This is a genomic window from Thalassobaculum fulvum (genome assembly GCF_014652915.1).
GTDB lineage: Bacteria > Pseudomonadota > Alphaproteobacteria > Thalassobaculales > Thalassobaculaceae > Thalassobaculum_A > Thalassobaculum_A fulvum.
On the sequence record NZ_BMZS01000002.1, the window covers coordinates 238,723 to 264,551 of the forward strand.

Annotated in this window: 26 protein-coding genes; 13 read left to right on the forward strand and 13 right to left on the reverse strand. The window is 70.0% G+C overall.

Annotated elements, in window-relative coordinates:
* Positions 1-22: 22 nt before the first annotated feature.
* The 5 genes from IE246_RS04310 to IE246_RS04330 form a co-directional block, all read right to left on the reverse strand.
* The gene (locus IE246_RS04310; RefSeq protein ID WP_189987711.1) at positions 23-1,339 is read right to left on the reverse strand and encodes an ABC transporter substrate-binding protein; all 1,317 of its coding nucleotides are present in this window, start codon (positions 1,337-1,339) and stop codon (positions 23-25) included.
* Between the two features lie 107 nt (positions 1,340-1,446).
* The gene (locus IE246_RS04315; protein WP_189987712.1) at positions 1,447-2,523 is read right to left on the reverse strand and encodes a branched-chain amino acid ABC transporter permease; all 1,077 of its coding nucleotides are present in this window, start codon (positions 2,521-2,523) and stop codon (positions 1,447-1,449) included.
* A gap of 7 nt (positions 2,524-2,530) precedes the next feature.
* Entirely contained in the window at positions 2,531-3,430 is a 900-nt protein-coding gene (locus IE246_RS04320) for a branched-chain amino acid ABC transporter permease (RefSeq protein ID WP_189987713.1), read from the reverse strand.
* Between the two features lie 20 nt (positions 3,431-3,450).
* Positions 3,451-4,281 (reverse strand): ABC transporter ATP-binding protein, encoded by an 831-nt coding sequence (locus IE246_RS04325; RefSeq protein ID WP_229836372.1) that lies wholly within the window; start codon positions 4,279-4,281, stop codon positions 3,451-3,453.
* Between the two features lie 3 nt (positions 4,282-4,284).
* The gene (locus IE246_RS04330) at positions 4,285-6,210 is read right to left on the reverse strand and encodes an AMP-binding protein (protein ID WP_189987714.1); all 1,926 of its coding nucleotides are present in this window, start codon (positions 6,208-6,210) and stop codon (positions 4,285-4,287) included.
* A gap of 512 nt (positions 6,211-6,722) precedes the next feature.
* Between IE246_RS04330 and IE246_RS04335 the strand changes: the two genes are divergently transcribed.
* Positions 6,723-8,663, forward strand: coding sequence for a PAS-domain containing protein (locus tag IE246_RS04335; protein ID WP_189987715.1), 1,941 nt, complete (start codon positions 6,723-6,725; stop codon positions 8,661-8,663).
* A gap of 231 nt (positions 8,664-8,894) precedes the next feature.
* The gene (locus IE246_RS04340; protein WP_189987716.1) at positions 8,895-9,611 is read left to right on the forward strand and encodes a response regulator transcription factor; all 717 of its coding nucleotides are present in this window, start codon (positions 8,895-8,897) and stop codon (positions 9,609-9,611) included.
* A 12-nt stretch (positions 9,612-9,623) separates the two neighbouring features.
* Here IE246_RS04340 and IE246_RS04345 read toward each other — a convergent pair whose 3' ends face one another.
* Positions 9,624-10,106, reverse strand: a complete 483-nt coding sequence (locus IE246_RS04345) for a PAS domain-containing protein (protein WP_189987717.1) — start codon at positions 10,104-10,106, stop codon at positions 9,624-9,626.
* Between the two features lie 188 nt (positions 10,107-10,294).
* Positions 10,295-10,612: a DUF3303 domain-containing protein gene (locus tag IE246_RS04350; RefSeq protein WP_229836375.1), complete on the reverse strand. Its 318-nt coding sequence runs from the start codon at positions 10,610-10,612 to the stop codon at positions 10,295-10,297.
* A 240-nt stretch (positions 10,613-10,852) separates the two neighbouring features.
* On the opposite strand from IE246_RS04350, the gene acnA reads away from it, so the two are divergent.
* The 3 genes from acnA (at position 10,853) to IE246_RS04365 (ending at position 15,056) form a co-directional block, all read left to right on the forward strand.
* The gene (gene acnA, locus IE246_RS04355) at positions 10,853-13,540 is read left to right on the forward strand and encodes an aconitate hydratase AcnA (protein ID WP_189987718.1); all 2,688 of its coding nucleotides are present in this window, start codon (positions 10,853-10,855) and stop codon (positions 13,538-13,540) included.
* 177 nt (positions 13,541-13,717) lie between these two features.
* Positions 13,718-14,245: a DUF2061 domain-containing protein gene (locus tag IE246_RS04360; protein ID WP_189987719.1), complete on the forward strand. Its 528-nt coding sequence runs from the start codon at positions 13,718-13,720 to the stop codon at positions 14,243-14,245.
* 67 nt (positions 14,246-14,312) lie between these two features.
* The gene (locus tag IE246_RS04365) at positions 14,313-15,056 is read left to right on the forward strand and encodes a DUF1223 domain-containing protein (protein WP_189987720.1); all 744 of its coding nucleotides are present in this window, start codon (positions 14,313-14,315) and stop codon (positions 15,054-15,056) included.
* A gap of 22 nt (positions 15,057-15,078) precedes the next feature.
* Here the strand turns inward: IE246_RS04365 and IE246_RS04370 are convergent, their stop codons facing one another.
* Both IE246_RS04370 and IE246_RS04375 read right to left on the reverse strand, forming a co-directional pair.
* Entirely contained in the window at positions 15,079-15,249 is a 171-nt protein-coding gene (locus IE246_RS04370) for a hypothetical protein (protein WP_189987721.1), read from the reverse strand.
* 105 nt (positions 15,250-15,354) lie between these two features.
* Entirely contained in the window at positions 15,355-16,380 is a 1,026-nt protein-coding gene (locus tag IE246_RS04375) for a GlxA family transcriptional regulator (protein ID WP_189987722.1), read from the reverse strand.
* A gap of 107 nt (positions 16,381-16,487) precedes the next feature.
* Between IE246_RS04375 and IE246_RS04380 the strand changes: the two genes are divergently transcribed.
* Positions 16,488-16,928: a hypothetical protein gene (locus IE246_RS04380; RefSeq protein ID WP_229836377.1), complete on the forward strand. Its 441-nt coding sequence runs from the start codon at positions 16,488-16,490 to the stop codon at positions 16,926-16,928.
* Between the two features lie 165 nt (positions 16,929-17,093).
* On the opposite strand, the gene otnK is transcribed toward IE246_RS04380, so the two are convergent.
* Positions 17,094-18,383, reverse strand: coding sequence for a 3-oxo-tetronate kinase (gene otnK / locus IE246_RS04385; RefSeq protein ID WP_189987724.1), 1,290 nt, complete (start codon positions 18,381-18,383; stop codon positions 17,094-17,096).
* 122 nt (positions 18,384-18,505) lie between these two features.
* Between otnK and otnI the strand changes: the two genes are divergently transcribed.
* Genes otnI through IE246_RS04405 form a run of 4 tightly spaced genes read left to right on the forward strand, consistent with a single transcriptional unit; the run spans position 18,506 to position 21,638 of the window.
* Positions 18,506-19,279, forward strand: a complete 774-nt coding sequence (otnI, locus tag IE246_RS04390; protein WP_189987725.1) for a 2-oxo-tetronate isomerase — start codon at positions 18,506-18,508, stop codon at positions 19,277-19,279.
* Between the two features lies 1 nt (position 19,280).
* Positions 19,281-20,234, forward strand: a complete 954-nt coding sequence (gene denD / locus IE246_RS04395; RefSeq protein ID WP_189987726.1) for a D-erythronate dehydrogenase — start codon at positions 19,281-19,283, stop codon at positions 20,232-20,234.
* Positions 20,235-20,262: 28 nt separating this feature from the next.
* Positions 20,263-20,724, forward strand: coding sequence for a YybH family protein (locus IE246_RS04400; RefSeq protein ID WP_189987727.1), 462 nt, complete (start codon positions 20,263-20,265; stop codon positions 20,722-20,724).
* 20 nt (positions 20,725-20,744) lie between these two features.
* A complete protein-coding gene (locus tag IE246_RS04405; RefSeq protein WP_189987728.1) occupies positions 20,745-21,638 on the forward strand; it encodes an NAD-dependent epimerase/dehydratase family protein in 894 nt (297 codons plus the stop codon).
* A gap of 12 nt (positions 21,639-21,650) precedes the next feature.
* Here the strand turns inward: IE246_RS04405 and IE246_RS04410 are convergent, their stop codons facing one another.
* Positions 21,651-22,583 carry a VOC family protein gene (locus IE246_RS04410; protein ID WP_189987729.1) on the reverse strand — a complete coding sequence of 311 codons (933 nt, stop codon included), beginning with the start codon at positions 22,581-22,583 and terminating at the stop codon, positions 21,651-21,653.
* 122 nt (positions 22,584-22,705) lie between these two features.
* Between IE246_RS04410 and IE246_RS04415 the strand changes: the two genes are divergently transcribed.
* Positions 22,706-22,855, forward strand: a complete 150-nt coding sequence (locus IE246_RS04415) for a hypothetical protein (protein WP_189987730.1) — start codon at positions 22,706-22,708, stop codon at positions 22,853-22,855.
* Positions 22,856-22,898: 43 nt separating this feature from the next.
* A complete protein-coding gene (locus IE246_RS04420; RefSeq protein WP_189987731.1) occupies positions 22,899-23,450 on the forward strand; it encodes a thioredoxin family protein in 552 nt (183 codons plus the stop codon).
* Between the two features lie 16 nt (positions 23,451-23,466).
* On the opposite strand, the gene IE246_RS04425 is transcribed toward IE246_RS04420, so the two are convergent.
* Complete coding sequence (locus tag IE246_RS04425; protein ID WP_189987732.1) at positions 23,467-24,252, reverse strand: DODA-type extradiol aromatic ring-opening family dioxygenase; 786 nt, start codon at positions 24,250-24,252, stop codon at positions 23,467-23,469.
* Between the two features lie 20 nt (positions 24,253-24,272).
* Positions 24,273-24,695: a DoxX family protein gene (locus IE246_RS04430; protein ID WP_189987733.1), complete on the reverse strand. Its 423-nt coding sequence runs from the start codon at positions 24,693-24,695 to the stop codon at positions 24,273-24,275.
* Positions 24,696-24,817: 122 nt separating this feature from the next.
* On the opposite strand from IE246_RS04430, the gene IE246_RS04435 reads away from it, so the two are divergent.
* Positions 24,818-25,711: a LysR family transcriptional regulator gene (locus tag IE246_RS04435; protein WP_189987734.1), complete on the forward strand. Its 894-nt coding sequence runs from the start codon at positions 24,818-24,820 to the stop codon at positions 25,709-25,711.
* Positions 25,712-25,829: the final 118 nt, after the last annotated feature.

Sequence of the window (25,829 nt, forward strand, 5' to 3'; positions counted from 1 at the left end):
GGTTCAACTCAACCTGCCCAGCTTACGAGCAGCTGCGCGGGGTGATGTTGTTCTCCTTGGCGTACTGGGCCGCGTCCTGTTCGATCAGCGGACGGACCAGGGCGGTGTCGGCCGCAATCCAGTCGGACTTGATCTCCCAGGCCTTGCCGTTCCACTGCTGGATCAGGATGGCCGGGTTCTGGCCCTCGTGGTTGTCGCAGGTGACCTTGACCGGAGGCATCAGCCCGGTCAGGCCCAGCTTCGCGATCTTGGCGGCGTCCAGATCGAGGTTCTCGAGGCCGTACTGCATCTCCTCGCCGGTGATCGCCCGGTTGCCGAACTTGGCCTGAGCGACCTTGATCGCCTCGACCATGTAGGCGCCGGTGACCAGGCCGCGCGAGTACAGCACGCCGCCGATCTGGTCCTTGCTCCAGGTGCCCTTGCCCGCGTCATACAGGGCGTTGATGTCCTTGTAGACCGCGAAGTCGGTGCCGACACCGTTGAAGGTGGCGCCCTTGTAGCCCTTGGCCGCTTCGCCGACCGGCACGACGTCCGGCTCGGCCGCCGCCCACCAGTTTCCGATGAAGTGATCCATCGGGTACTTGACGTTGGACGCCTCGGTGATCGCCGTGGCGTTCATCGCGCCCCAGCCCCACATGATGACGTAGGCCGGCTTGGAGCGGCGGATCTGCAGCCAGATCGACTTCTGCTCGGTCATCGACGCCGGCGGCACCGGGTACTTGTCGTAGGTGAAGCCGTACTTCTCGGCCAGGATGTCGAGAGTCGGGATCGGCTCCTTGCCGTACGGGTGGTCGAGGTACACGAAGCCGAAGTTCTTGCCCTTCAGCTTGTCGAACCCGCCCTCCTGATCGGCGATGTACTTGAAGATCGCGGTCGCCTGGTTCCAGTAGGTCGACGGGAAGTTGAAGACGTACGGGAACACCCGGCCGTCGGCCGCCGAGGTCCGGCCGTAGCCGAGCGACAGGATCGGGATCTTGTCGGCAGTCGCCTTCTCGATCAGCGCGTAGGTGATGCCGGTCGACCACGGGTTGATGACGACGGCGCCGCCGTTCTGGTTCTTCACGCGGTCGTAGCACTCGACGCCGCGGTCGGTCTTGTAGCCGGTCTCGCACTCCTCGTAGAGGATCGGCACGCCGTTCACGCCGCCGTCGCGCATGTTGATCATCGCCAGGTAATCGGCGACGCCATGGGCGACCGGCGTACCGCTCGGGCCGTACGGACCCGTCTTGTAGACCAGGTTCGGGATGTAGATCTGGTCGGCCGCCGAAGCCGCGCCGGCCAGCCCCGCAAGGCCGATGGCGGCCCCCGCCAGGGCCAGGGTGAGACTGCGAATGCTCATGGTCCGATATCCTCCCTGTTCACAGAAGATCTGCCTTGTTCTTCACGCGCGGCAGCTTGATGCAAAGTTATCATGGCCCCCCGCCGCCGGGAACCGACGCCGTCCGCTCAGTACGGGAACGGCCACAGCCGGAGCTTCTCCTTCACGATCTGCCAGAGCCGGGCGAGCCCGTGCGGCTCGACGATCAGAAAGAAGACGATGAGCGCGCCGAACACCATGAACTCGATGTACGTGATCGTCTCGGTGGCGATCGGCAGGCCGAAGGTCGTCACCGCATTGTTCAGGCCGATCGGCAGCAGGAAGATGAAGAACGCCCCCAGGAACGAGCCGAGGATGCTGCCCAGCCCGCCGACGATCACCATGAACAGGACCATGAACGACCGGAAGATGTCGAAGGCCGATGCCTCGACGGTGTTGATGTAGCAGAACGACCAGAGCGCGCCCGCCACGCCGCAGTAGAACGAGCTGACCGCGAACGCCGACAGCTTGGTGTTCAGCGGCTTGATGCCGATAAGCTCGGCGGCGATGTCCATGTCGCGGATCGCCATCCAGGTCCGGCCGATGCGGCCGCGCACCAGGTTGGCGGCGACCAGCGCCAGCACGACCGCGAAGGTCAGCACGAATAGATAGCGGGCGGCCGGGCTGGCCTCGGCGCCGGTCACCAGGATGCCGAAGATCTCGCGCGGCGGCGCGGTCGGCACGCCGGCGATCGAGTAGTTCACGAACCACGGGATCTTCTGGAACAGCCACAGCAGGAAGAACTGCGCGGCCAGCGTCGTCACCGCCAGGTAGAACCCCTTGATGCGCAGGCTCGGCAGGCCGAAGGCCACCCCGATCGCCGCCGCGCACAGCCCGCCGAGGACGATCACGACAGGGATCGGCAACCAGGTGATGTTGCTGGCGAACTTGTAGGCCATGAACGCGCCAGCCGCCATGAAGGCGCCGGTGCCGAGGCTGACCTGGCCGCAATAGCCGGTCAGGATGTTCAGGCCCAGCGCCGCGATCGACAGGATCAGCGACGGCAGCAGGATCGAGCCCAGCCAGTACTGGTCGCCGACGAACGGCACCACCAGGTAGGCGGCCGCCACCACGCCGATGACGAACAGGCGGTCGAGCGGGATCCGGAACAGCGCCTGGTCGGAGGCGTAGCTCGTCTTGAAGATACCGGCTTCACGGTAAAACATCGCCGCCTCACACTCGCTCGATGATCCGCTCGCCGAACAGGCCCTGCGGACGGAACAACAGGAAGAACATCGCCAGCACGTAGGCGAACCACTCCTCGATGGCGCCGCCGAAGAACGGGCCGATGTAGATCTCGGCCAGCTTCTCGCCGGCACCGATGATCAACCCGCCGACGATCGCGCCGGGAACCGAGGTAAAGCCGCCGAGGATCAGCACCGGCAGCGCTTTCAGGGCGACGATCGACAGCGAGAACTGCACGCCCAGGCGAGAGCCCCAGATGATGCCGGCGACCAGCGCCACGAAGCCGGCGACCGACCACACGATCACCCAGATCTGGTTCAGCGGGATGCCGACCGACAGCGCCGCCTGGTGGTCGTCGGCGACGGCCCGCAGTGCCCGGCCGATCCGGGTGTAGTGGAAGAACAGGGCCAGCACGGTGACCAGCAGGCCGGCGATCACCGCCGCCGACAGGTCGAACTGCTGGATCATCATCGCGCCGTCGGGGCCGACGAACCACGCGTCATCCGGAATTCCGACGTTCAGGGGGTGCACGTCGCCGCCCCAGATGAACTCGCCGAAACCCTCCAGGAAGAACGACACGCCGATGGTCGCCATGAACAGGATGATCGGCTCCTGGTTGACCAGATGGCGCAGCACCAGCCGTTCCACAGTGAAGGCCCAGGCCACCATGATCGCGATGGCGATGAGCGCCGCCACCACCATCGGCAGCCCCATCTCCAGGAAGCCGACGAAGCACAGGGCGGCGAACAGCACCATGGTGCCCTGGGCGAAGTTGAACACGCCGGAGGCCTTGAAGATCAGCACGAAGCCGAGCGCGACCAGCGAGTACATGGTGCCGGCGAACATCCCGCTCAGCAGCACCTCGAAGAAGAACCAAAGTTCCGACATGGGGATCGCGTCTCCGCCGATCAGTCGTGGGAAACGCCGAGATAGGCGTCGATGACCTGCTGGTTGGCCCGAACCTCGTCCGGAGTGCCGTCGGCGATCTTCCGGCCGTAGTCGAGCACCACCACGTGGTCCGAGATGTCCATGACCACGCCCATGTCGTGCTCGATCAGCACGATGGTGGTGCCGAACTCCTCGTTCACCTCGAGGATGAAGCGCGACATGTCCTGCTTCTCCTCGACGTTCATGCCGGCCATCGGCTCGTCGAGCAGCAGGATCTCGGGCTCCATGGCGAGCGCACGGCCGAGCTCGACGCGCTTCTGCAGACCGTAAGGCAATCGTCCGACCGGGGTACGCCGGATCGCCTGGATCTCCAGGAAGTCGATCACGTGCTCGACGTACGCCCGGTTCTCCAGCTCCTCCTTCTGCGCCGGCCCCCAGTGCAGTGCTTGCCAGAAGAAGCCGCGCTTCATCTTCAGCACCCGCCCGGTCATCAGGTTGTCCAGGGTCGACATGCCCCGGAACAGCGCGATGTTCTGGAAGGTCCGGGCGATGCCGTTGGACGCCGCGAAATGCGGATCCATGGCCGGCATGGTGCGCCCCTTGAAGGTGATCGTGCCGACCTGCGGCTTGTAGAAGCCGTTGATGCAGTTGAGCATCGACGACTTGCCGGCGCCGTTCGGCCCGATGATCGCCATGATCTCGCCCCGGCGCACCTCGAAGCTGACGCCGTCGATCGCCTTCACCCCGCCGAAGCCGAGCCCGATGTTCTCGAGGGTCAGCACCGGCTCGCCGAAGGTGCGCTGCACCGCCCCCCCGACCTCGGGGGCATTCAAGGTTTCAGCTTCCGCCACGGATCAGCCCGCCTTCTTGAGTTCCGCGGCCGGCGCGCCGCCGACCTCCATGATGCGCATGTCCGCCTTGATCCGGCTCTTGCGGCCGTCCTCGAACGTCACCTCAGTGTCGAGCTGCGCGGTCTGCGCCCCGCTGTACAGCGCGTCGATCAGCTGGCCATAGCGCTCGGAGACCACGCCGCGACGGACCTTGCGGGTCCGGGTCAGCTCACCGTCGTCGGCGTCCAGCTCCTTGTAGAGCAGCAGGAACCGCTGGATCCGCTGCTTTTCGGGCAGGCTGGCGTTGACATGCGCGATCTCCCCGCGGATCAGCTCATAGACCCGCGGCTCGGCCGACAGGCCGGTATAGGACGTGAAGCCGATACGGTTCTTCTCGGCCCATTTCGACACGATCGAGAACCGCACGCAGATGATCGCGGTCAGGAACTCATACCCGGCCCCGAGGATCACCGCCTCGCCGACATAGGGCGAGAATTTGAGCTTGTTCTCGATGTACTGCGGCGAGAACCGCACCCCGGTCGAGGTCTCGGCAATGTCCTTCAGGCGGTCGATGACCACCAGGCGGCCCTTGGAGTCGAAGAAGCCGGCGTCGCCGGTGTGCATCCAGCCGTCCCGCAGGTCGGCCTTGGTGGCCTCCTCGTTCCGGAAGTAGCCGAGGAACATGTTGTCGTGACGGGTGACGATCTCGCCGACGCCTTCGACATCGGGATTGAGGATCTTCACCTCGCAGCCTTCGAACGGCGGGCCGACGGTATCGACGTCCAGCTCGCTGCCGGCCTGCAGGGTATAGGCCCCGAGCGTCTCGGTCTGGCCGTACAGCTGCTTGAGCGGCACGCCCATCGCCAGGAACAGCTTGAAGGTCTCCGGGCCCATCGCCGCACCGCCGGTGGCGGCCGACCGCACCCGGCTGAAACCGAGCCGGTCGCGCAGCGCGCTGAACAGCATGACGTCGGCGAGGCCGGACCGACGGCCCTGCTCGACCGCCTTCATGCCGAGCTTGATGCCCTTGTCGAAGATCCACTGGTTGATCGCCGAGGCGTCCATCATCCGGGCCCGCATGTCGGCGGCGATCTGTTCCCAGAGCCGCGGCGCCAGCAGCAGGAACGTCGGGCCGATCTCCCGAAGGTCCTGGAACATGGTGCCTTCGCTCTCCGGGAAGTTCACGGTCATCCGCGCCACCAGCCCGAATCCCAGGCAGTAGATCTGCTCCATGATCCACGGCAGCGGCAGCACCGACACGTACTCGTCGGTATGATCCTTCGGATCGGCCTTCAGGTAGGTGATGACGTGGCGGATGAAGCGGCCGTGCGGCAGCATGGCCAGCTTCGGGTTCGAGGTCGTCCCCGACGTCGTGCACAGGATCGCGACGTCGTCGCCGGAGGTCGCGTCGACCAGCCGGTCGAACGCCGCCGGGTCGGCCCGGTGCAGTTCCTCGCCGCGCTGTTCGAGGGCGGCCAGGCCTACGACCCGGGGGTCGGTCTCCGTCCGCATGCCGCGGGTCTCGGAATAGACGATCCGCTGCACCGAGGCGGCCTTGTCGCCGAGGCTGATGAGCTTGTCGACCTGCTCCTGGTCCTGGGCGAACACCACCTTGGCGTCGGCATAGCCGACCAGGTAGCCGACCTCTTCCTCGAGCGCGTCGCGGTACACGCCGAGCGTCATCGCGCCGGCCGCATGGGCCGCAATCTCGAAGGAGATCCAGTCGACGTCGTTGTCGCCGATCATGGCGACCACGTCGCCCGCCCCGACGCCCATTTCCTTCAGGCCGAGCGCGATCCGGCGGACCTTCGCGAGGTACTCGCCCCACGTCGTCTCGTGCCAGATGCCGTATTCCTTGAGACGCAGCGCGACCTCGCCGGGGTGCTCCTGCGCATTGTGCCGAAGCAGCTTCGGCAGGGTGTCGTAGACCGCCGGGTCAGGATACTTCATCGACCGCCGTTCCTCCGCTGTCCCAGTCGCACAGGGAGGAACGAGACATGCCGCCGCGCCCGCCGCGGTTCCGGCATCCCTCTAAGCGTCCCATCCCTGCTCGCCCTACCGCCCTGTCGCCGGCCGCGTTGACCGCGGCTCGACCGGACGGTCGTGAAATTCCATTTTACCCGACAGCCTCACCCGCCGGGAAGGGCTCTCGATTACGCGAATTCTCGCGCGCCCGCAAGCAATCCCCCGGATCTCCCGCCCGGCGGCGCCGGACCGATGACGGCCACCGGTACCCGTCCCCGCCTGCCGGCAACCGACACTTCTCCAGGTGCCCCGACACCCTTCGAACAGCCTCCGAATTCTTTGTCGCGGAAACGCTAGTTCATGATCATTGCAAAAGTTATTCTTGATTGTGACGAATTGTATCGCCACGAACCGACATTGTTACTTACCGGTTCTTGAACGACACGCTCGTGCGCGTGCTATAGTTCGCGCCCAGGAAACGGAAGACCCGTGGCGTCATGGCCGACGAGACACCGGCCGGGGTGCAGCTCAGGCTTCTGCAGGCCGCCCTCGACCACATCAACCAGGGGTTCACGGTGTTCGACGGCGACCTGCGTCTGGTCGCCTCGAACCGCTGGCTGTTCGAGCTGCTCGAGCTGCCGGAGCGCCTCAGCCGGCCCGGCACGCCGTTCGCCGAGTTCATGCGGTTCAACGCCGAGCGCGGCGAGTACGGCGACGGCGACATCGAGACCATGGTCGCCGAACGGGTCAGGCGGGCCGGCGCGTTCCGGCCGCACTACCTGGAGCGCAGGCGGCCGAGCGGCGAGGTCGTGGCCATCAAGGGCGAGCCGCTGCCGGGCGGCGGCTTCGTCACCACCTACACCGACATCACCGACCAGCGGCAGCGCGAGGAGGCGCTGGAACGCGCCGTCTCCGACCGGACCGCCAAGCTGCGCGAGAGCGAGCAGCGGCTGCGGCTGATCACCGACGCGATCCCGGCCCTGATCGCAAGGTTCGACGCCGAGCCCTGCTACACCTTCGCGAACCGCCGCTACGCCGCGTGGTTCGGGCTGACCGCCGAGAGCATCATCGGGCGCGCCGTCCCCGAGGTCATCGGCGACCGGCTGTACGGCGAGCTCGAGCCGCACCTGCGCCGGGCGCTCGCGGGCCACGAGGTGACCTACGAGTACCGGCGCACCGGGCCGGACGGCCGGCTCGCCGAGATGCGCAGCACCCTGCTGCCCGACATGGACGAGCACGGCGAGGTGCATGGCTGCTTCGTGCTCTCGCTCGACATCACCGAGCAGAAGCTGCGCGAGGCCGAGCTGCAGCAGGCCCAGAAGATGGAGGCGGTCGGCCAGCTGACCGGCGGGGTCGCCCACGACTTCAACAACCTGCTGACCATCGTGCTCGGCAACCTGAACGCCCTGCGCCGACTTGCGGCCGACCGGCCCGAACTGGCCGAGTTCGTGGACCCGGCGATCGACGCCGCCAACCGCGGGTCCAGCCTGGTCAACCGCCTGCTGGCCTTCGCCCGCGGCAGCACCGGCGAGCCGCGCCCGGTCGACGTCGCCGCCACCGTCGTCGACCTGTCGCGGCTGCTGCGGCGCTCGATGCCGAGCTCGGTCGAGGTGGTCACCCAGCTCACCGACGTGCCGCGCCCGGCGCGGGCCGACCGCAGCCAGCTCGAGAACGCCCTGCTCAACCTCGCGCTCAACGCCCGCGACGCCATGGGCGGGCGCGGCCGGATCCTGTTCACGATCGCCGAGACACCGGTCGACTCGGTCCGGGCGACGGTGCTCGGCGTGGCGCCCGGCGACTACGTCCGGATCGACGTCAAGGACACCGGCCCCGGCATGACCGAGGAGGTGCGCCGGCGCGCCTTCGAGCCGTTCTTCACCACCAAGGAGTTCGGCGCCGGCAACGGTCTCGGGCTCAGCACCGTCTACGGCTTCGCCCGGCGCTCGGCCGGCACGGTGACGATTGCCTCGCCGCCCGGCGAAGGTGCGTGCGTCACCCTCTACCTGCCATGCACCGAGCCGCAGGCGGAACCGGCCGGGGACGAGGACGACAGCGGCGAGCGCAACCAGGTCACCGGCACCGGCGAGCTGGTCCTGCTGGTCGAGGACGACACCGGCGTGCGGGCCGTGGTGCGGCGGCAGCTCAACGACCTCGGCTACCTCGTCCTGGAGGCCGAGGACGCCGGCGAGGCCTTGGACATGATCCGGTCGATCGGCGAGATCCGCTACCTGATCTCCGACATCGTCATGCCGGGCCAGATGAACGGGATCGCGCTCGCCAGGGAGGCCAAGACCCTGACGCCGGCGATCCGGGTCGGGCTGATCAGCGGCTATGCCGAAGGCCGGGAGACACAGGAGCTCGCGAGCTGCCCGTTCCCGGTGCTTGCCAAGCCGTTCGCCACCGAGGCCCTGGCCGGCCTCATGGGCCGCTCGGTGTGAGCGGTGCTCGCACATCCGGCGATCCCTCGGTCGGCGGCGCCCGTCGCCCCGTGGGTCCCGGAGCCGTCCGCTTGCGCGGACCCTCCGGGATGACGAAGAGTAGAGTTGGTGGCCCCGGGGGTCGGGCGCCTACCCATCTTCGTCGTCATTCCGGAGGGGGCGCATGAGCGCCCGGCTCCGGAACCCACCCGCCGCTCCGCCGCACGCCGCGGCGCCGCACGGTGCACAGCCATGACCAAGACCATCGCCATCGTCGAGGACGAGCGGCCGATCGCCGAGATGATCGCGCGCACCCTCGAGGAGCACGGCTTCAAGGTCGAGTGCTACGGGGCCGGCGAGCCGTTCCTGGCGGCCCTGCAGCGCAAGGCGCCGAGCCTGTGCGTGATGGACCTCGGGCTGCCCGACATGGACGGGATCGGCCTGCTGCAGCGGATCCGCGAGATCGCGCCGCTGCCGGTCATCATCCTGTCGGCCCGCCAGCACCCGTCCGACCGCATCGTCGGCCTGGAGCTCGGCGCCGACGACTTCGTGATCAAGCCGTTCGACCCGCGCGAGGTGGTGGCGAGGGTCCGCTCGGTGCTGCGCCGGGCCGAGGCCGGGCCGCGGTCGCCCGGGCGGGCGGTGGCGGTCGCGCACTTCGCCGGCTGGCGCTTCGACGCCGGTGCCCTGGCGCTGACCGCGCCGGACGGCAACCCGGTCGAGCTCGGGGCCGGCGAGGCCCGGCTGATGCAGACCTTCCTGGAAGCGCCGCAGCGCGTACTGTCGCGCGACTTCCTGCTGACCAAGGCCGGCAGCGAGGACAGCTTCGACCGCTCGATCGACGTCCGGGTGTCGCGGCTGCGCAAGAAGCTGCAGGGTGCCGGCGACGCCGACCGCAAGCCGCTGATCCGCACGGTCTACGGCGCCGGCTACCTGCTGACCTGCCCGGTCGTCTGGGAGGAAGCCTGAGCGAGCGGCCGTTCAGTCGCGCGGGCGGAACAGCGCCGTGACCCGGGGATTGAAGACCTCCTCGCCGAAGCTGCCGAGCATCGCCACCGTCATCCAGAGCTGGTCGACCCGCCCGTCGCCGAGCGTCAGCGGGGCGGTCAGCCGGAAGTAGCGGAGCATCCGGGCCTCCGATCCCTGCGTGCGGATCTCGTGCAGGATCGGCCGGCGCGCCGTCACCACCGCCCGGTATTGCCGGGTGATCAGCTCGGCGTATTCCGGCGGGTCGAGTTCGGATGTCAGCCGCCCGGTGGCGTCGTAGCCGAGCGCCGCCACCAGCGCCGATCCGAACAACCGGTATCGGAAGTCGCCGGTCGGCAGCACGTCGACGATGCCGATCTGGCCGACGGCGTCGGGTACCAGCTCCGGCGACACCGACCGGCGCAGCGGAATGCCGTCGACCTTGGGCGCCGCCTCCCAGGCGGCAAGAGCGGCCGCCAACCTCGGATGGGGCGCCATTGCCGGATCGTGCTCCAGCGATTCCAGCCGTACCGGCCCACGTGTTCCCTCTGAGCCAGCCCCCTGCGAAACGGTCCGGGCCATCGCTCCCTCCGTCGGTCGCAGCGACGTCCGCCCGCGACGGCCCGTCCCCGGACGAGTGTAGCGGAACCGCCGGGCCGTTGCAGCAACACCCCTCGCCGTCGGGGTTACCCCGACGTCGGCGGATCCAGGAGCGGCTCGACGACGGCCCGGGTCTCCTGGCTCGGGACCACCGGGACGATCTCGAAGGTCGTGCCGGTGCCGCGCCACCCCAGCACCCACTCCTGCAGCAGGCGGGCGTCGTCGCACCGCATGAGCTGGAAGCAGCGCCCGAAATTCGCCTCGATCCAGCTGTCGACGTATTCCAGCCCGTCCGGCAGCTGCCGCCCCCGGTCGCGCAGCCGCCGGTAGGCCGGCACCATGTCGTCGTCGCGGAACCGCTCGATGACCATGAACAGCATCGGCTCGTCCTCCGGTACCTCCATCCGCGCGCCGATCCTGGCACGAAACGGCATCGACAGCGCACGGCAGAGTTCCCATTTCGGGTGTGGGAAGCCGCCCGCGAACCGTCGCGCCGGTCGCTGCGGAACCTGCGACGATCGGCCCTGCCGCCTCTTCCGATTCGTCGGCCGGATGACTATAAGGGGCGCGCGCATTTCCCGAAGGAGCCGACCGGGCCGAGGCGCACCTCGGACGGCCGCGCAGTCAATCGATAGGAGACAGCCGTGACTGCTGGCCTGGACAGCTTCAAATCCAAGTCGACCCTCGACGTCGGCGGCAAGAAGTACACCTACTACAATCTCGGCGCCCTGGCCGCCGCGCACCCCGAGGTGGCGCGCCTGCCGTACTCGCTGAAGGTGCTGCTGGAGAACCTGCTGCGCTTCGAGGACGGCGTGACCGTGTCCAAGGAGGACGTGGCGGCGCTGGCCGACTGGGCGAAGCATCGCAAGTCGAACCGCGAGATCGCCTACCGCCCGGCCCGGGTCCTGATGCAGGACTTCACCGGCGTGCCGGCGGTGGTCGACCTGGCCGCCATGCGCGACGCCATGCAGACCCTCGGCGGCGACCCGACCAAGATCAACCCGTTGTCGCCGGTCGACCTGGTCATCGACCACTCGGTGATGGTCGACGAGTTCGGCGGCCCGGACAGCTTCAAGAAGAACGTCGCCCTGGAGTTCGAGCGCAACAAGGAGCGCTACGAGTTCCTGAAGTGGGGCCAGAAGGCGTTCGACAACTTCCGGGTCGTGCCGCCGGGCACCGGCATCTGCCACCAGGTCAACCTGGAGTACCTGGCGCAGACCGTGTGGACCAAGACCGAGAACGGCGAGACCGTCGCCTATCCGGATACCCTGGTCGGTACCGACAGCCACACCACCATGGTGAACGGCATGGCGGTGCTGGGCTGGGGTGTCGGCGGCATCGAGGCCGAGTCCTCGATGCTCGGCCAGCCGGTGTCGATGCTGATCCCCGAGGTCGTCGGCTTCAAGCTGACCGGCAGGCTGCCGGAGGGCGCCACCGCCACCGACCTGGTGCTGACGGTCACCCAGATGCTGCGCGCCAAGGGCGTGGTCGGCAAGTTCGTCGAGTTCTTCGGCCCCGGCCTCGACCACCTGCCGCTGGCCGACCGGGCGACCATCGCCAACATGGCGCCGGAATACGGCGCGACCTGCGGGTTCTTCCCGATCGACCAGGAGACCCTGAACTACCTGCGCTTCACCGGCCGCGACGAGGACCGGGTGAAGCTGGTCGAGGCCTACGCCAAGGCCCAGGGCATGTGGCGCGAGGAAGGCTCGGCCGATCCGGCGTTCACCGACACCCTCGAGCTCGACATGTCGACGGTGGTGCCGTCGCTGGCCGGCCCGAAGCGGCCGCAGGACCGGGTCCTGCTGACCGAAGCCAAGTCGGCCTTCGAGAGCGCCCTGAAGAAGACCCTCGGCGACGGCACCGGCAAGGTCCGCTCGGCCAAGGTCGAGGGCGCCGACTACGAGCTCAGCGACGGCGACGTGGTGATCGCCGCCATCACCAGCTGCACCAATACCTCGAACCCGAGCGTGCTGATCGCCGCCGGCCTGGTCGCCCAGAAGGCGCACGCCAAGGGCCTGACGGTGAAGCCCTGGGTCAAGACCTCGCTGGCCCCGGGCAGCCAGGTGGTGACCGACTACCTGGAGGCCGCCGGCCTGCAGGAGCACCTCGACGCGCTCGGCTTCAACCTGGTCGGCTACGGCTGCACCACCTGCATCGGCAACTCGGGCCCGCTGCCGGACCCGCTCGCCAACGCGGTCGAGGCCGGTGACCTGGCGGTCTGCTCGGTGCTGTCGGGCAACCGCAACTTCGAGGGCCGGGTGAACCCGCACGTCAAGGCGAACTGGCTGGCCTCGCCGCCGCTGGTGGTCGCCTACGCGATCGCCGGCTCGCTGCTGGTCGACCTGAACAACGACGCGCTCGGCACCGACCAGGACGGCAACCCGGTCTACCTGAAGGACATCTGGCCGACCAGCCACGAGGTCGAGCAGGTGCTCCGGACCAAGCTGACGCCGGAGATGTACCGCAGCCGCTACGCCAACGTGTTCCACGGCGGCGACGAGTGGCAGGCCGTGCAGGTCTCCGGCGGCCTGACCTACGAGTGGGATTCCGGGTCGACCTACGTGCAGAACCCGCCCTACTTCGTCGGCATGTCGAAGGAGCCGGGCGATTTCGCCGACATCAAGGGGGCCCGGGTCCTGGCCCTGCTCGGCGACTCGATCACCACCGACCACATCTCGCCGGCCGGCTCGATCAAGAAGGACGGCCCGGCGGGCGACTACCTGCTGGAGCGCCAGATCCGGCCGCTGGACTTCAACTCGTACGGGGCCCGGCGCGGCAACCACGAGATCATGATGCGCGGCACCTTCGCGAACATCCGGCTGCAGAACGAGATGACCCCGGGGGTGACCGGCGGCGTGACCAAATACGTCCCGACCGGCAAGCAGATGTCGATCTACGAGGCCGCCATGAAGTACCAGGACGAGGGCACCCCCCTCGTCGTGATCGGCGGCAAGGAGTACGGCACCGGCTCGTCGCGCGACTGGGCGGCCAAGGGCACCCGCCTGCTCGGCGCCAAGGCGGTCATCGCCGAGAGCTTCGAGCGCATCCACCGCTCGAACCTGGTCGGCATGGGCGTGCTGCCGCTGCAGTTCCCGGAGGGCACCGACCGCAAGTCGCTCGGCCTGACCGGCGAGGAGACCATCGACATCACCGGCATCGAGGGCGGCATCACCCCGCGCATGACGGTGCCGTGCACGATCCACTACGCCGACGGCTCGACCAAGCAGCTCGACCTGCTGTGCCGGATCGATACCGCCAACGAGGTCGACTACTACCGCCACGGCGGCATCCTGCACTACGTGCTGCGGAACCTGTCGTCGGCCGCATAGGCGCGACGACCGGACCGTCCGGAACGGCGACGGGCGCTCCCTCGGGAGCGCCCGTTTCGCGTTCTCCGGCCGCGATCCATCGACCTCGACCCACCGACTGCCGGCGATCCCGGCTGGACTTCGCCGGTTCGCGCTGCGACGCTCGACGTGCCGTTGCAGAAGCGGAGGGAGACCCCGATGACGGTCCGCGGTTGCCTGTCGCTGCTGGTCATGGTGCTCGCTCTCCTGGCGACGCACCCCGTGCAGGCGCAACAGCCCGCGCCCGCCGATCCGGCGACGGCCGCCACCGACGGCAGCCTGCCGGTCTGGGAGCGCACCCTCTACAAGACCCTGACCTACCAGGCGGTGGCCAACCTGTCGGACCTGGCGCTGTACGACGTGCTGCTGGGCGGCGCGGCGGTCGCCGGCGGCGGCTTCTTCGTCGCCAACGCGGCGTCGGCGGCGGCGCTGTACTACGGCTACGAGTACGCCTGGCAGATGGTCGGTCCGCCGCCCGGCGAGAAGACCCACGAAGACATCCTGCACAAGACCGTGCTGTACCGGGTGCTGAACTCGAGCCGCAACTTCACCCTCGGCCTGACCTTCGGCGGCAGCACCACGGCGGCGATCGCGTTCGTCGGCGCCAACTTCGTGACCGACACCATCATCTTCGTCGGCAACGAGTACGCCTGGGACCTGTTCCGGCCGCGCGCGCCCGGGCAGTAGCGCCTCACGTCAGCGCCTCACGTCCTCGTCACTGGCGGTGATCCGGGCCTGCGCCTAGCTTCGATTCATGGTTACCAGACGCGCCTTCACGGCTTCCGGACTCGCCGCCGGCCTCATGGCGGTCGCGGGTCCGGCCGCGGCCGTCGGCCCGCACCGGCGGCCGGTGGTGGTCGAGCTGTTCACCAGCCAGGGCTGCAGTTCCTGCCCGCCGGCCGACGCTTTCCTCGGCGAGCTGGCGAAGCGCGACGACGTCGTCGCCCTGGCGTTCCATGTCGACTACTGGGACTACATCGGCTGGAAGGATCCGTTCGGCGACCCGGCCTACACCCGGCGCCAGCGGGCCTATGCCGCCCGGCTTCGCCAGCGCACCATCTACACCCCGCAGATGGTGATCGACGGCGTGAGCCACGAGGTCGGCTCGCGCCGTGGCGCCGTCGAGTCCGCGATCCGCGAACGCCTGCAGCTCGGCCCGGCGGTGCGTCCGTCGATCCCGGTCGAGTTCGGCCGCCGCTCCGACGGCGCGGTCACCGTGTTCGTGCCCAAGGCCGCGGCCACCGGCTCCGCCGACCTGCTGCTGGCCGCCATCGACGCCAAGCACGTGACCGAGGTCCGCCGGGGCGAGAACTCGGGCCGGGTGCTGGCCGACTACAACGTAGTCCGCAGCGTCAGCCGGATCGGCCGCTGGACCGGCGGCGACCTGTCGGTGACGGTCGACGCCGACACCTGGCACCGCGGCGCCGACGCCCTGGTCGTCCTGCTGCAGGCCGAGGATCACGGCCCGATCTGGGGCGTCGCCAGGGTTCCGCTCTGACCGCGGGAAAACCCGCTCGACGTCACGGCGTCCAGGCGGGGGGATCGCTGGCCGGGAAGGACTCCCTGCCGGCTTCGTCGACCCTGTCGGGTTTCGTTCGCCCGCGTTTGCGCTCCGCTTCCGTGTGTTCAGACTCGCGATCGGTGGGATCGTCGACGTCACGCTTGCGCAGGGGCTTTTTCGGCTCGGTCATGGCTGTGCTCCGTCTGGTTGCGCGGAAATCCATGGTCCGTCACCGACTCAGATGGGCAGGCGGGCGCCTCGACGCCACCGATGACTGCGCCGATGGCAACTCCGGTCAGTCGCCGGCGGCACTTGGCCGGCCACCGTCCGGCAGGCCGAAGCGCTGGCGATGGCCGCTCGGCGTCAGGCCGGTGTACTTGCGGAACAGCCGGCGGAAGAACGCCACGTCCTCGTAGCCGACCCGGCGTGACACCGCCTCGACCGGCAGCCGCTCGCTCTCCAGCAGCTCGCGGGCCCGCGCGACCCGCAGGCGCTGGATGCACTCGATCACCGTCTCGCCGGTGGCCGCCCGGAACCGGCGGGCCAGGCTGCGCGGGCTCAGGCCCACCGAGGCGGCGAGGGCCTCGACCCCGGCCACCGCCTCGGGGCGGGCGGCGATCGCCCGCTGCACCCGCATGACCGCGTCGTCGCCATGGCCCGACGGGCCGAGCCAGCCGGCGTACTCGGACTGCGCGGCGCGCGGCAGGTCCAGCACCAGGGCGTTGGCCAGGTCGCGCGCCTCCTCGCGGCCGCAGAACCGCTCGACCAGATGCAGCGCCAGGTCGGAGGCGGCGTTGACGCCGCCGGCGGTGACGATCCGGTCGTCGTCGATCACCATCCGCGCCGGCCGCACGTCGGCGGCCGGGACCAAGCGCCGCAGATCGTCGGCATAGGCCCAGTGGGTGGTCGCCCGGCGCCCGTCCAGCAGCCCGGCCCGGCCGAGCTGGAACACCCCGGAGCAGACCGCCGCGATCACCGCCCCGCCGTCATAGGCCGCCCGCAGCCAGCCCGAGACGCCGGCATCGGCCGGCCCGACCGCGATCGCCTTGCCGGATATCCCGGACGACCCGACCAGCACCAGGTCCGGGACACCGAGGTCGGCCAGCGCCGCCTCGGCCTGGGCGGTCAGCCCGCCGACGCAGGCCACCAGCCCGCCGTCCGGCGACGCGATGGTGACCCGGAACCGCGGCCGGGTCGGCCGGCCCGCCAGCACCCGCGGCGCCACGCCGGCCAGCCGCAGGATCTCGGCCGGCCCGGCGACCGCCGACGCGAAGCCGCCGTCGCGGATCAGCAGGACGGCGCGGATCAACGGTGTCGCCATCTCGAGTCCCCGTCCGGATCACCCCTGAACTTTGGCGATCCTGCCGTCTGTCCCGATCGCCATGCAAGCAGGATGATTGCGCCATCGCATAACCGATGGAGGACCCGATGCCGCTGATCGACGTGTACCTGAGCGAGACCGTGCTGGACGCCGAAGGCCGGCAGGTGCTGGCCGACGAGCTGGCGCGGCTGGCGCGCCGGGCCGAGGGCTATGGCGACAGCCGGCTGGCGGCGTCGCTGACCTGGGTCTACCTGCACCCGATGCCGGAAACCGCCATCACCCGATCCGGTGCCGCCCCGGCGCGACCGCTGTGGCGGATCGAGATCGCCGCGCCGGTCGGCTCGCTGGCCGCCGACGCCAAGCCGGCGCTGGCGGCGGAACTGGCCCGGGCCTGCCTGGCCGCCGAGGGCACCGCCTGGGACGCGGCCGAGGCCCGCCGGGTCTGGGTGCTGTACCGCGACGTCGCCGAGGGCGACTGGATCGCCGGCACCACGGTGGCCAGGGTGGCGGCGATCAGGGACGCGGTCGCGCGCGAGCAGGCGGCGTAGTGCGGACGATCACCAAGGCAGCGAGTGGGTTCCGGATGCGTTCCGCCTCCGGCGGCCCGCTCCGGAATGACGGTAGAGGGAGAGACATCGGCTTCCCCATTTTCGTCATTCCGAACGGCCGCACAGCGGTCGATCCGGAACCCAGGGGATGACGGGAGGCCCCCCTCACGGCATCTGCGCCAGCGCCTTCGCGAAGAAGTCCGGCCCGCCGAAGTTCCCGGACTTCAACGCCAGCGCGATCGCCGGGTCGTCCAGGGTGACGGTGCCGGGCACGCCCGGGTCGATCTGGGCGCCGATGCGCAGGCCGGTGACGCCGAGCGCCGACACCACCGCGCCCGAGGTCTCGCCGCCGGCTACCACCAGCCGGCGAACGCCGTCCTGGTCGACCAGCGCCTTGGCGATCCGCGCCATCGCCCGTTCGACGATCTCGCCGGCCTCGGCCCGCCCGAGCCTGGCCTGCACCGCCTTGACGGTCTCCGGCGGCGCGCTGGCGTAGACCAGCACCGGGCCGTCGGCCAGCCGCTCGCGCACGAACGCCAGCGCCTCGGCCGCCACATCCTCGCCGTCGGCCAGCCGCAGCGGGTCGATGTTGTAGGACGGCCGGGTCTTCTGCCACTCGGCGATCTGCCCGAGGGTCGCCGCCGAGCAGGACCCGGCCAGCACCGCCGCCTTGCCCGCGATCGCCGGCACCGTCGCCGCGCCCTCGCCCGAGGTGCCGACCAGCCCGCGCCGCCGGTAGGCGTCCGGCAGGCCGATGGCGACGCCGGAACCGCCGGTGACCAGGGCCAGGTCGGCGACCGCCTCGCCGATCACGTGGAGCTGCTCGTCGCTGACCGCGTCGACCACCGCATGGCCGCAGCCCTCCTCGATCAGCGCGTCGATGCGCGCCAGCACCGCCTCCGCCCCGGCGGCGACGTCGCGGTACTGCACCAGCCCGACCTTGCGCGGCGTCTGCCGGCCGAGCACCGCCACCAGGTTGGAGTCGGTCATCGGGGTCAGCGGGTGGTGCCGCATCGAGCTGTCCGACAGCAGCACGTCGCCGACGAACAGGTGGCCCTTGAAGATCGTCCGACCGGTCTCCGGGAACGCCGGGCAGGCGATCGTGAAATGCGCGCCGAGCCGGTCCAGCAGGGCGTCGGCGACCGGCCCGATGTTGCCGTCGTCGGTGGAGTCGAAGGTCGAGCAGTACTTGAAGAAGAACCGCCGGCAGCCGGCCGCCTTCAGCCAGTCGAGCGCCGCCACCGACTCCCGCACCGCGTCCGCCGCCGGCGTGGTCCGCGACTTCAGCGCCACCACGACCGCGTCGACGTCGGGTACCGCCGCATCCGGTCCCGTTCCACCCGATGGCGGCACGCCGATCAGCTGCACGGTGCGCAGCCCGCCGCGGACCAGCATGTTGGCGAGGTCGGTGGCGCCGGTGAAGTCGTCGGCCACGCATCCGAGGATCGGCGGCATCGGGTTTCCTCTCTCGTTTTCTGTGCTCGGGCCTGTACCCTTGGAGCATGACGGACCCTTGGCGCGCGCCGGCCGGCGCGCGTATCGTCGGGTCAATCATAAAACCCCGAGGGTGGGACGCCATGCCGAAGTTCGCCGCGAACCTTTCGATGATGTTCAACGAGGTCGATTTCCTCGACCGCTTCGACGCCGCCGCCATGGCCGGGTTCAAGGGCGTGGAGTTCCTGTTCCCCTACGACTGGGACGCGGTCGAGCTGCGGGCCAAGCTGGAGGCGGCCGGCCTGAGCCAGGCGCTGTTCAACCTGTATCCCGGCGACTTCTCGAAGGGCGACCGCGGCTTCGGCGCGATGCCGGGCAAGGAGGCCGAGTTCGACGCCGCCCTCGACCAGGCGCTCGGCTATGCCGACACCCTCGGCAACGAGCTGCTGCACGTGATGAGCGGCATCGTGCCGGCCGGCGTCAGCCGCGAGGCCTGCACCGAGACCCTGATCGCCAACCTGAAGCGCGCCGCCCCGAAGGCCGCCGCCCGCGGCAAGACGCTGATCATCGAGCCGATCAACACCCGCGACATCCCCGGCTACTTCCTGAACACCCAGGACCAGGGCCGCGCCATCATCGAGGCGGTCGGCGCCGACAACGTCGGGCTGCAGTTCGACTTCTACCACGTGCAGATCGTCGAGGGCGACCTGGCCAAGAACTTCGAGAAGCACCTGGACATCATCCGGCACGTGCAGATCGCCGGCGTGCCGGAACGCCACGAGCCGAATGTCGGCGAGATCAACTACCCCTACCTGTTCGACCTGATGGACCGGCTCGGCTACGACGGCTGGGTCGGCTGCGAGTACCGCCCGAAGGCCGGCACGGTCGAGGGTCTCTCCTGGATGAAGGGCTACTGACGTGAAGATCGCTATTACCGGTGGCGCCGGCTTCCTCGGCGTCAAGCTCGCCCGTTCCCTGCTGGCCGACAACGCGCTCGGCATCGAGAACGTCGCCCTGGTCGACATGGTGGCACCGCCGGCCGACCTGGCCGAGGACAGCCGCGTGACCGCGGTGACCGGCGACGTCGCCGATGAGGACCTGCTGGCCGAGGCGATCCGCCCCGACACCGACTCGGTCTACCACCTGGCCGCGGTGGTCAGCGCCGGCGCCGAGGCCGACTTCGACCTCGGCATGCGGGTCAACCTGGACGCGACCCGCACCATCCTCGAGATCGCGCGGCGCCACGGCAACCGGCCGAAGCTGGTGTTCGCCAGCTCGTGCGCGGCCTATGGCGGCGAGCTGCCGGAGGTGGTCACCGACAACCAGCAGCTCACCCCTCAGAACTCCTACGGCGTGCAGAAGGCGATCGGCGAGCTGCTGATCAACGACTACAGCCGCAAGGGCTTCCTGGACGGAAGGGCGCTGCGCTACCCGACCGTGGTGGTGCGGCCCGGCAAGCCGAACAAGGCGGCCTCGACCTTCGCCAGCTCGATCATCCGCGAGCCGCTGCAGGGCCAGGAGGCGATCTGCCCGGTGGCGCCGGAGACCGAGATGTGGCTAGCCAGCCCGCGCACCATCGTCGCCAACACCCGCCGCGCCCACGACCTGCCGGCCGAGGCCTGGGGGCCGTGGCGCGCCGTCGCCCTGCCCGGCTTCACCACGACCGTCGGCGAGATGGTCCGGGCGCTGGAGGCGATCGCCGGCCCGGAGGTGGCGGCCCGCGTCAAGTGGCAGCGCGACCCGCTGATCGAGAAGATCGTGTACGGCTGGCCGGCGCGCTTCGAGACCGCCCGCGCCGACGCCATGGGCTTCCACCGCGACCCCGGCATGGAGCCGGTGATCAAGGCGTTCATCGAGGACGAGCTGAGCTGACGATCCGCTGCCAGGGGAGAGCACCGCCATGACCTACACCTGGAACGTGCCCGAGGACGACTTCAACGCGATCCGGCAGTGGTTCGCGGAATGGACCGTCAACGTCGCCGACGTCGACTTCGTGCCGGCCCGCGACCTGTTCGAGGACAACGTCGCCAGCTTCGGCACCCACATGGACGTGGTCGAGGGGCTGCAGGACCTGGAGAACGACCAGTGGCGGTCGGTCTGGCCGACCATCGAGGACTTCAGCTTCCTGCTGCCGACCCTGAAGGTCGCGGTGTCGCCGGACCGCCGGATGGCGCTGGGGATCATCACCTTCTCCTCGACCGGCATCACCGCCGACGGCCACCGCTTCCCGCGGCCGGGCCGGGCCACCGTCGCGTTCTCGCGGGCGCGCCGGAACGCCAGGTGGAAGGCGATCCACACCCACGTCTCGCTGAACCCCGGCACCCCGGCGCCGAGTCACGGCAAGCGGCCGGCCAAGTCCTGATCGGCAGTCATGGGACCCCGATGCGCATTCTCCTGACCGGCGGCGGCTTCCTCGGCGCCTGGATCGCCAGCCGCCTGACCCGCGGCAACGTCGAGGTCCGGGTGTTCGAGCGGCACCACGACCGCACGCTGGCCCGGACGATCGCCGGCGAGGCGGCCGACCGGCTCGACTGGCAGGTCGGCGATATCGTCGACACCGGCGCGGTCGCGGCTGCCGCCGAGGGCTGCGACGGCATCGTCCACCTCGCCGGCGTCCTGACCCCGGCCTGCCAGGACGACCCGCTGGCCGGCGCCCGCATCAACGTGCTCGGCACCCTCAACGTGTTCGAGGCGGCCCGCCGGCACGGCATCCGCCAGGTCGTGTACACCAGCAGCGGCGGGGTGTACGGGCCCGACGACCGCCCGGAGCCGTTCCCGACCACCCACTACGGCGCCTTCAAGCTGGCCAACGAGGGCAGCGCGCGGGCGTACTGGGAGGATGCCGGGATCGCCAGCATGGGGTTCCGGCCGTTCGTGGTCTACGGCCCCGGGCGCGCCAGCGGCCTGACCGCCGGCCCGACCCTGGCCTGCCGGGCAGCGGCGCGCGGCGAGCCCTACGTCATCCCGTTTACGGGCTCGGCCGGCATGGTCCATGTCGACGACGTCGCGGCGGCCTACGAGGCCGCTAGCCGGACCGAGCTGACCGGCGCCCACACCATGAACCTGACCGGCCGGGTGGCGACCATGGACGAGGTCGCCGCCGCAATCCGCCGGATCGTGCCGGGATCCGACATCCGGGCCGACGGCCCGGCCCTCCCGAGCGGCACGAGCGCCGCCAACGAGTGGGGCAACGGCGCGCTGCCGCTCGGCCGTGAGCGCACCCTGGACGAGGGCCTGGCCGAGACCGTGGCGTTCTATCGGCAGACGCGGGGCTGAGGCCGCGCCGCCCTACCCGGCGGCTCGCAGGCTCCACGGGAACGCCCGCTCGTCCTCGGCGATCAGCCAGGCACCGCCCAGGCTGGCCGGCAGGCCGAGGCCGACCAGGCCGGGGCCGGTGTCGACCACCGGGAATCCGCGGCCTTCCAGGAACGCCCGGGTCGCCGCCAGCCCGTCCGACAGCAGCCCGTACCCCATCACCCCCGGCACCGGCGGCACGGTCGCGCCGGGGAACAGGCGCTCGGCGCCGGCCGGCGTCGTCAGCACCACGCCGCCGCGCGCCAGCTCCAGCCGCACCATGTCCTCGTCGATCCGCTTCGGTGCCGCCTCGGTGAAGCGGGCGTAGCGGTCGGTCGCCTCGGCCAGGTCCTCGGGCAGGATCACCACGTCGCGCAGTGCCGTGATGCCGTTCTCGTGGGTCATCCAGCGCGGCTGCCAGACCAGGTCCTCGGTCAGGTGGGTGAGGATCTGCACCCGGCCTTCCGCCATCGAATCGGCAGGGGTGCGGCAGACCGTGAAGGCGGCCATGCCCTCGCCGCCGCCCTCCAGCGGTACCGCGCGCCGCAGGTTCACCGGGTCCTGGGTCTCGAACCCGGCGGCGTCCAGCCGGTCGCGGCGCGACAGCGCGTCGGCGTCGGTCATCGCGACAATGTGAACGCCGGTATAGCGGTCGAGCTGGCGCTGGGTGCGCGCCCCGGTTGGGTGCTGCGGGTCGACCACGCACAGCACCTCGATGTAGCCCTCGCGCAGCATCACGCAGCGGTTGGCGGTACCGCCCGGAACCGGCGGTTGCCCGGGCCCCGGCGTGGTCTGGTGCACGGTGTAGGGGGTTTGCACGAAGCCGAGACGCGTCAGGGCGCGGTGCGCCGCCTCCATGTCCGGAACGAAATGCCCGAGATGGTCGAGAAAGGTCTCCCCCGGTCCCGGAAGCTGCCGACTCGTCATGAATCCGCCCCAATCCGATGTTGGGCTTTTCGCCGTGGTCCCGATGTCTCATGATAGCGGGACGCGGACCCGGGGCGAAAGCGGGGATGCCTCTCCTCCCCGGGACCGGAAAGGAGGATGCCATGAACGAGTGTTTGCGTCGCTGCCGGTGCCGCAGCCCGCTCACGGCCCGTGCCGGCCGGGCAGATCTCGGAGATACGCTCGTCGTCGGCACCATGATGGCCGCGGCCATCGCCGCCTATGCCTGGCTGATCGAGGCGCTGTCCGTCTGATCGCCGGTCCGGAAAGGCGAATCCCGGCACGCCGGAGAAAGCCATGACCACCCTGCCGACCCTGCCGGAGCTCGGATCGCGAGCGCCGGAATTCGCGTTGCCCGACCTTCACGGCCGCACCGTCCGGCTGGACGACGTCCGCGGCGAGCACGGCACGCTGATCATGTTCATCTGCAACCATTGCCCGTATGTCCGGGCGATCGCCGACCGGATCGTCGAGGATTCGCGCGCCCTGCTGGCCGAGGGCATCGGGGTCGTCGCCATCATGTCGAACGACTACCGCGCCTACCCGGCCGACGCGCCGGACCGGATGCGGGCGTTCGCCGCCGAGCACCGCTTCCCGTTCCCGTACCTCCTCGACGAGACCCAGATGGTGGCACGGGCCTACGAGGCCGTCTGCACGCCGGACTTCTTCGGCTACGACGCCGACCTGGCGTTGCGCTATCGCGGCCGGCTCGACGCGTCGCGCACCACCCCGGTGCCGGATGCCCGGCGCGAGCTGCTGGAGGCGATGCGTCGGATCGCGGCCACCGGCGAGGGGCCGGAGGAGCAGGTGCCGTCGATGGGCTGCTCCATCAAGTGGCGGGCCGCCTGACCGCAGCCACCCGAAATCATCCGAACGCGTAGGCGTCCATGCGCAGCACCGCGAAAGTGGTGCTGTCGTGCATCCGCCGGCCGGCACCGCCGCCCCCCGCCCCCATGGCCGCGAACAGCGGCAGGAAATGCTCCTCGGTCGGATGGTTGCGGGCACCGTGCGGCGCGACCCGGCGGTAGTCCAGCAGGTCGCCCGTCCGGCCCTCGACGATCGCCGCCGCCGCCCAGTCGGCGAACTCCCGGACCCAATCCGGCGCCGGGGTCTCGATCTGCCGGAACGGCCGCGGTATCTCGTGGAGATTGTGGGTGAACGACCCGGAGCACAGGATCAGCACCCCGCGCTCGCGCAGCGGCGCCAGGGCCGCCCCCAGGCGGCGGTGATGCTCTGGCCCGGCGTCCGGGTCGACCGAGACCGCAACCACCGGGATGTCGGCTTCCGGGTACATCAGCATGAGCGGGACCCAGGCGCCGTGGTCGAGACCCCAGCCCTCGTCGGTCTCGGCGTCCAGCCCGGCCGCCCGGACCAGCCCGACGATCTCGTCGGCGAGCGCCGGATCGCCCGGGGCCGGGTACTGCATCTCGTAGAGCGCCGGCGGAAAGCCGCGGAAGTCGTGGATCGTCCGCGGCCACGCCGAGCGGTCGACGCGAACGCCGGTCGCCTCATAGTGGGCGCTCACCACCACGATCGCCGACGGCCGGCCGAGATCGCCACCGACCCGCGCCAGGAAGGCGCGGGCCGGGACGTCGTCGAGGATCAGGGTGGGGGCGCCGTGGCTGACGAACAGGGCCGGCATCGCGGTCATGGCTCTCCCTCCCGATCGGCTCAGCGGGCCCAGGCCGGCACGGCTTCCGGGGCCGGTAGCCGGACCGCCAGGGCGCCGGCGCCGAGCAGGGCCTGCACTACGAGCGTCATGGTCCAGAACACCGGGAACTCCCAGCCGCCGCCCTGGGCCGAGAACAGCCAGCCGTTGCCGGCGTGCTGCAGGGTCGCGCCGATCATCACCGGGATCAAGGCGACCGCCACCGGCCGGACGTAGGCTCCGATCAGCAGGGCGGCGCCGCCGCCGAGCTCGGCCAGGATCACAAGGTAGGCGAAGAAGCCCGGGTACCCGATCGACTCGAAGAACTGCACGGTGCCCGGAATGGTGAACACGAAGACCTTGAGCGCGCCGTGCGCCAGGAACGCCACCCCGAGGGTCAGGCGCAGCAGCAGGGCGGCATAGGGAACGGTCTTGTCGTCGGTCATGTCTCTGCCTCCACATCAGCGGCCCGCAACCAAGGGGGCCGATCGTCGAAGCTGAAGGTAGGAAGTCCGGCAATTGGGATAATGATAGGAATCTGAGAATTATTGTCTCATATTACGAGACAATGGATCGTCTCACCGTCCTGCAGACCTTCGTCGCCGTCGCCGAGACCGGCAGTTTCACCGAGGCGGCCGGCAGGCTCGGCCTGTCGCGGGCGATGACCAGCCGGCACGTCCAGGCGCTGGAGGACCGGCTCGGCGTGAAGCTGCTGCAGCGCACGACGCGGCGGGTCAGCACCACCCAGGCCGGGGCCGGCTATCTGGAGCGGGCCCGCCGGCTGCTGGCGGAGTTCGACGAAGCCGAGACCGAGGTGCGCGGCGAACGGGCGTCGCCGCGCGGCACCCTGCGGGTCAACGTGCCGGTCACCTTCGGGCGCCTGCACGTGGCGGCGGCCCTGCCGTCGTTCCTGGACCGCTACCCCGACCTGGCGGTCGAACTGACGGCCAACGACCGCGTGGTCGACCTGATCGAGGAAGGCTACGACGTCGCGGTCCGTATCGGCCGCCTGCCGGACTCCACCCTGGTCGCGCGCCGGATCGGCACCATTACCGTGCGTCTGGCGGCCAGCCCCGGTTACCTCGCCGCCCACGGGACCCCGAAAGAGCCGGAGGACCTCTCCCGGCACAACTGGCTCGGATACAGCTACTCGGCCGCCCTGGGATCGCCGCGCCTGGTGCACGATGACGGCCGCGAGGCCACCCCGCGGGTCGGCGGATCGCTGGTCGCCAACAACGGCGACATCATCGCGGAAGCCGCCGCCGGCGGTGCCGGCATCGTCCTGCAGCCGGACTTCATCCTGGCGCCCTACCTGGCCGACGGTCGGCTGGTCGCCGTGCTGCCCGGCTGGCACGGCCCCGAGCTGGGCATCCACGCCGTCCACCACCAGAGCCGCTACGTCGCCGCCAAGGTCCGCGCCTTCGTCGACCATCTGGAAGCCTGGTTCCGGTCGGGCGGCTGAGCGGCGGGTTGGTCCCGGCTCTCCGCGGCTGCGCCGCTGCGGCCGGGATGAGGAAGAGAAACCCGGAACACTTACCCCAAGGCCCTCATCCCGGACGCGCTCAGCACGATCCGGGACC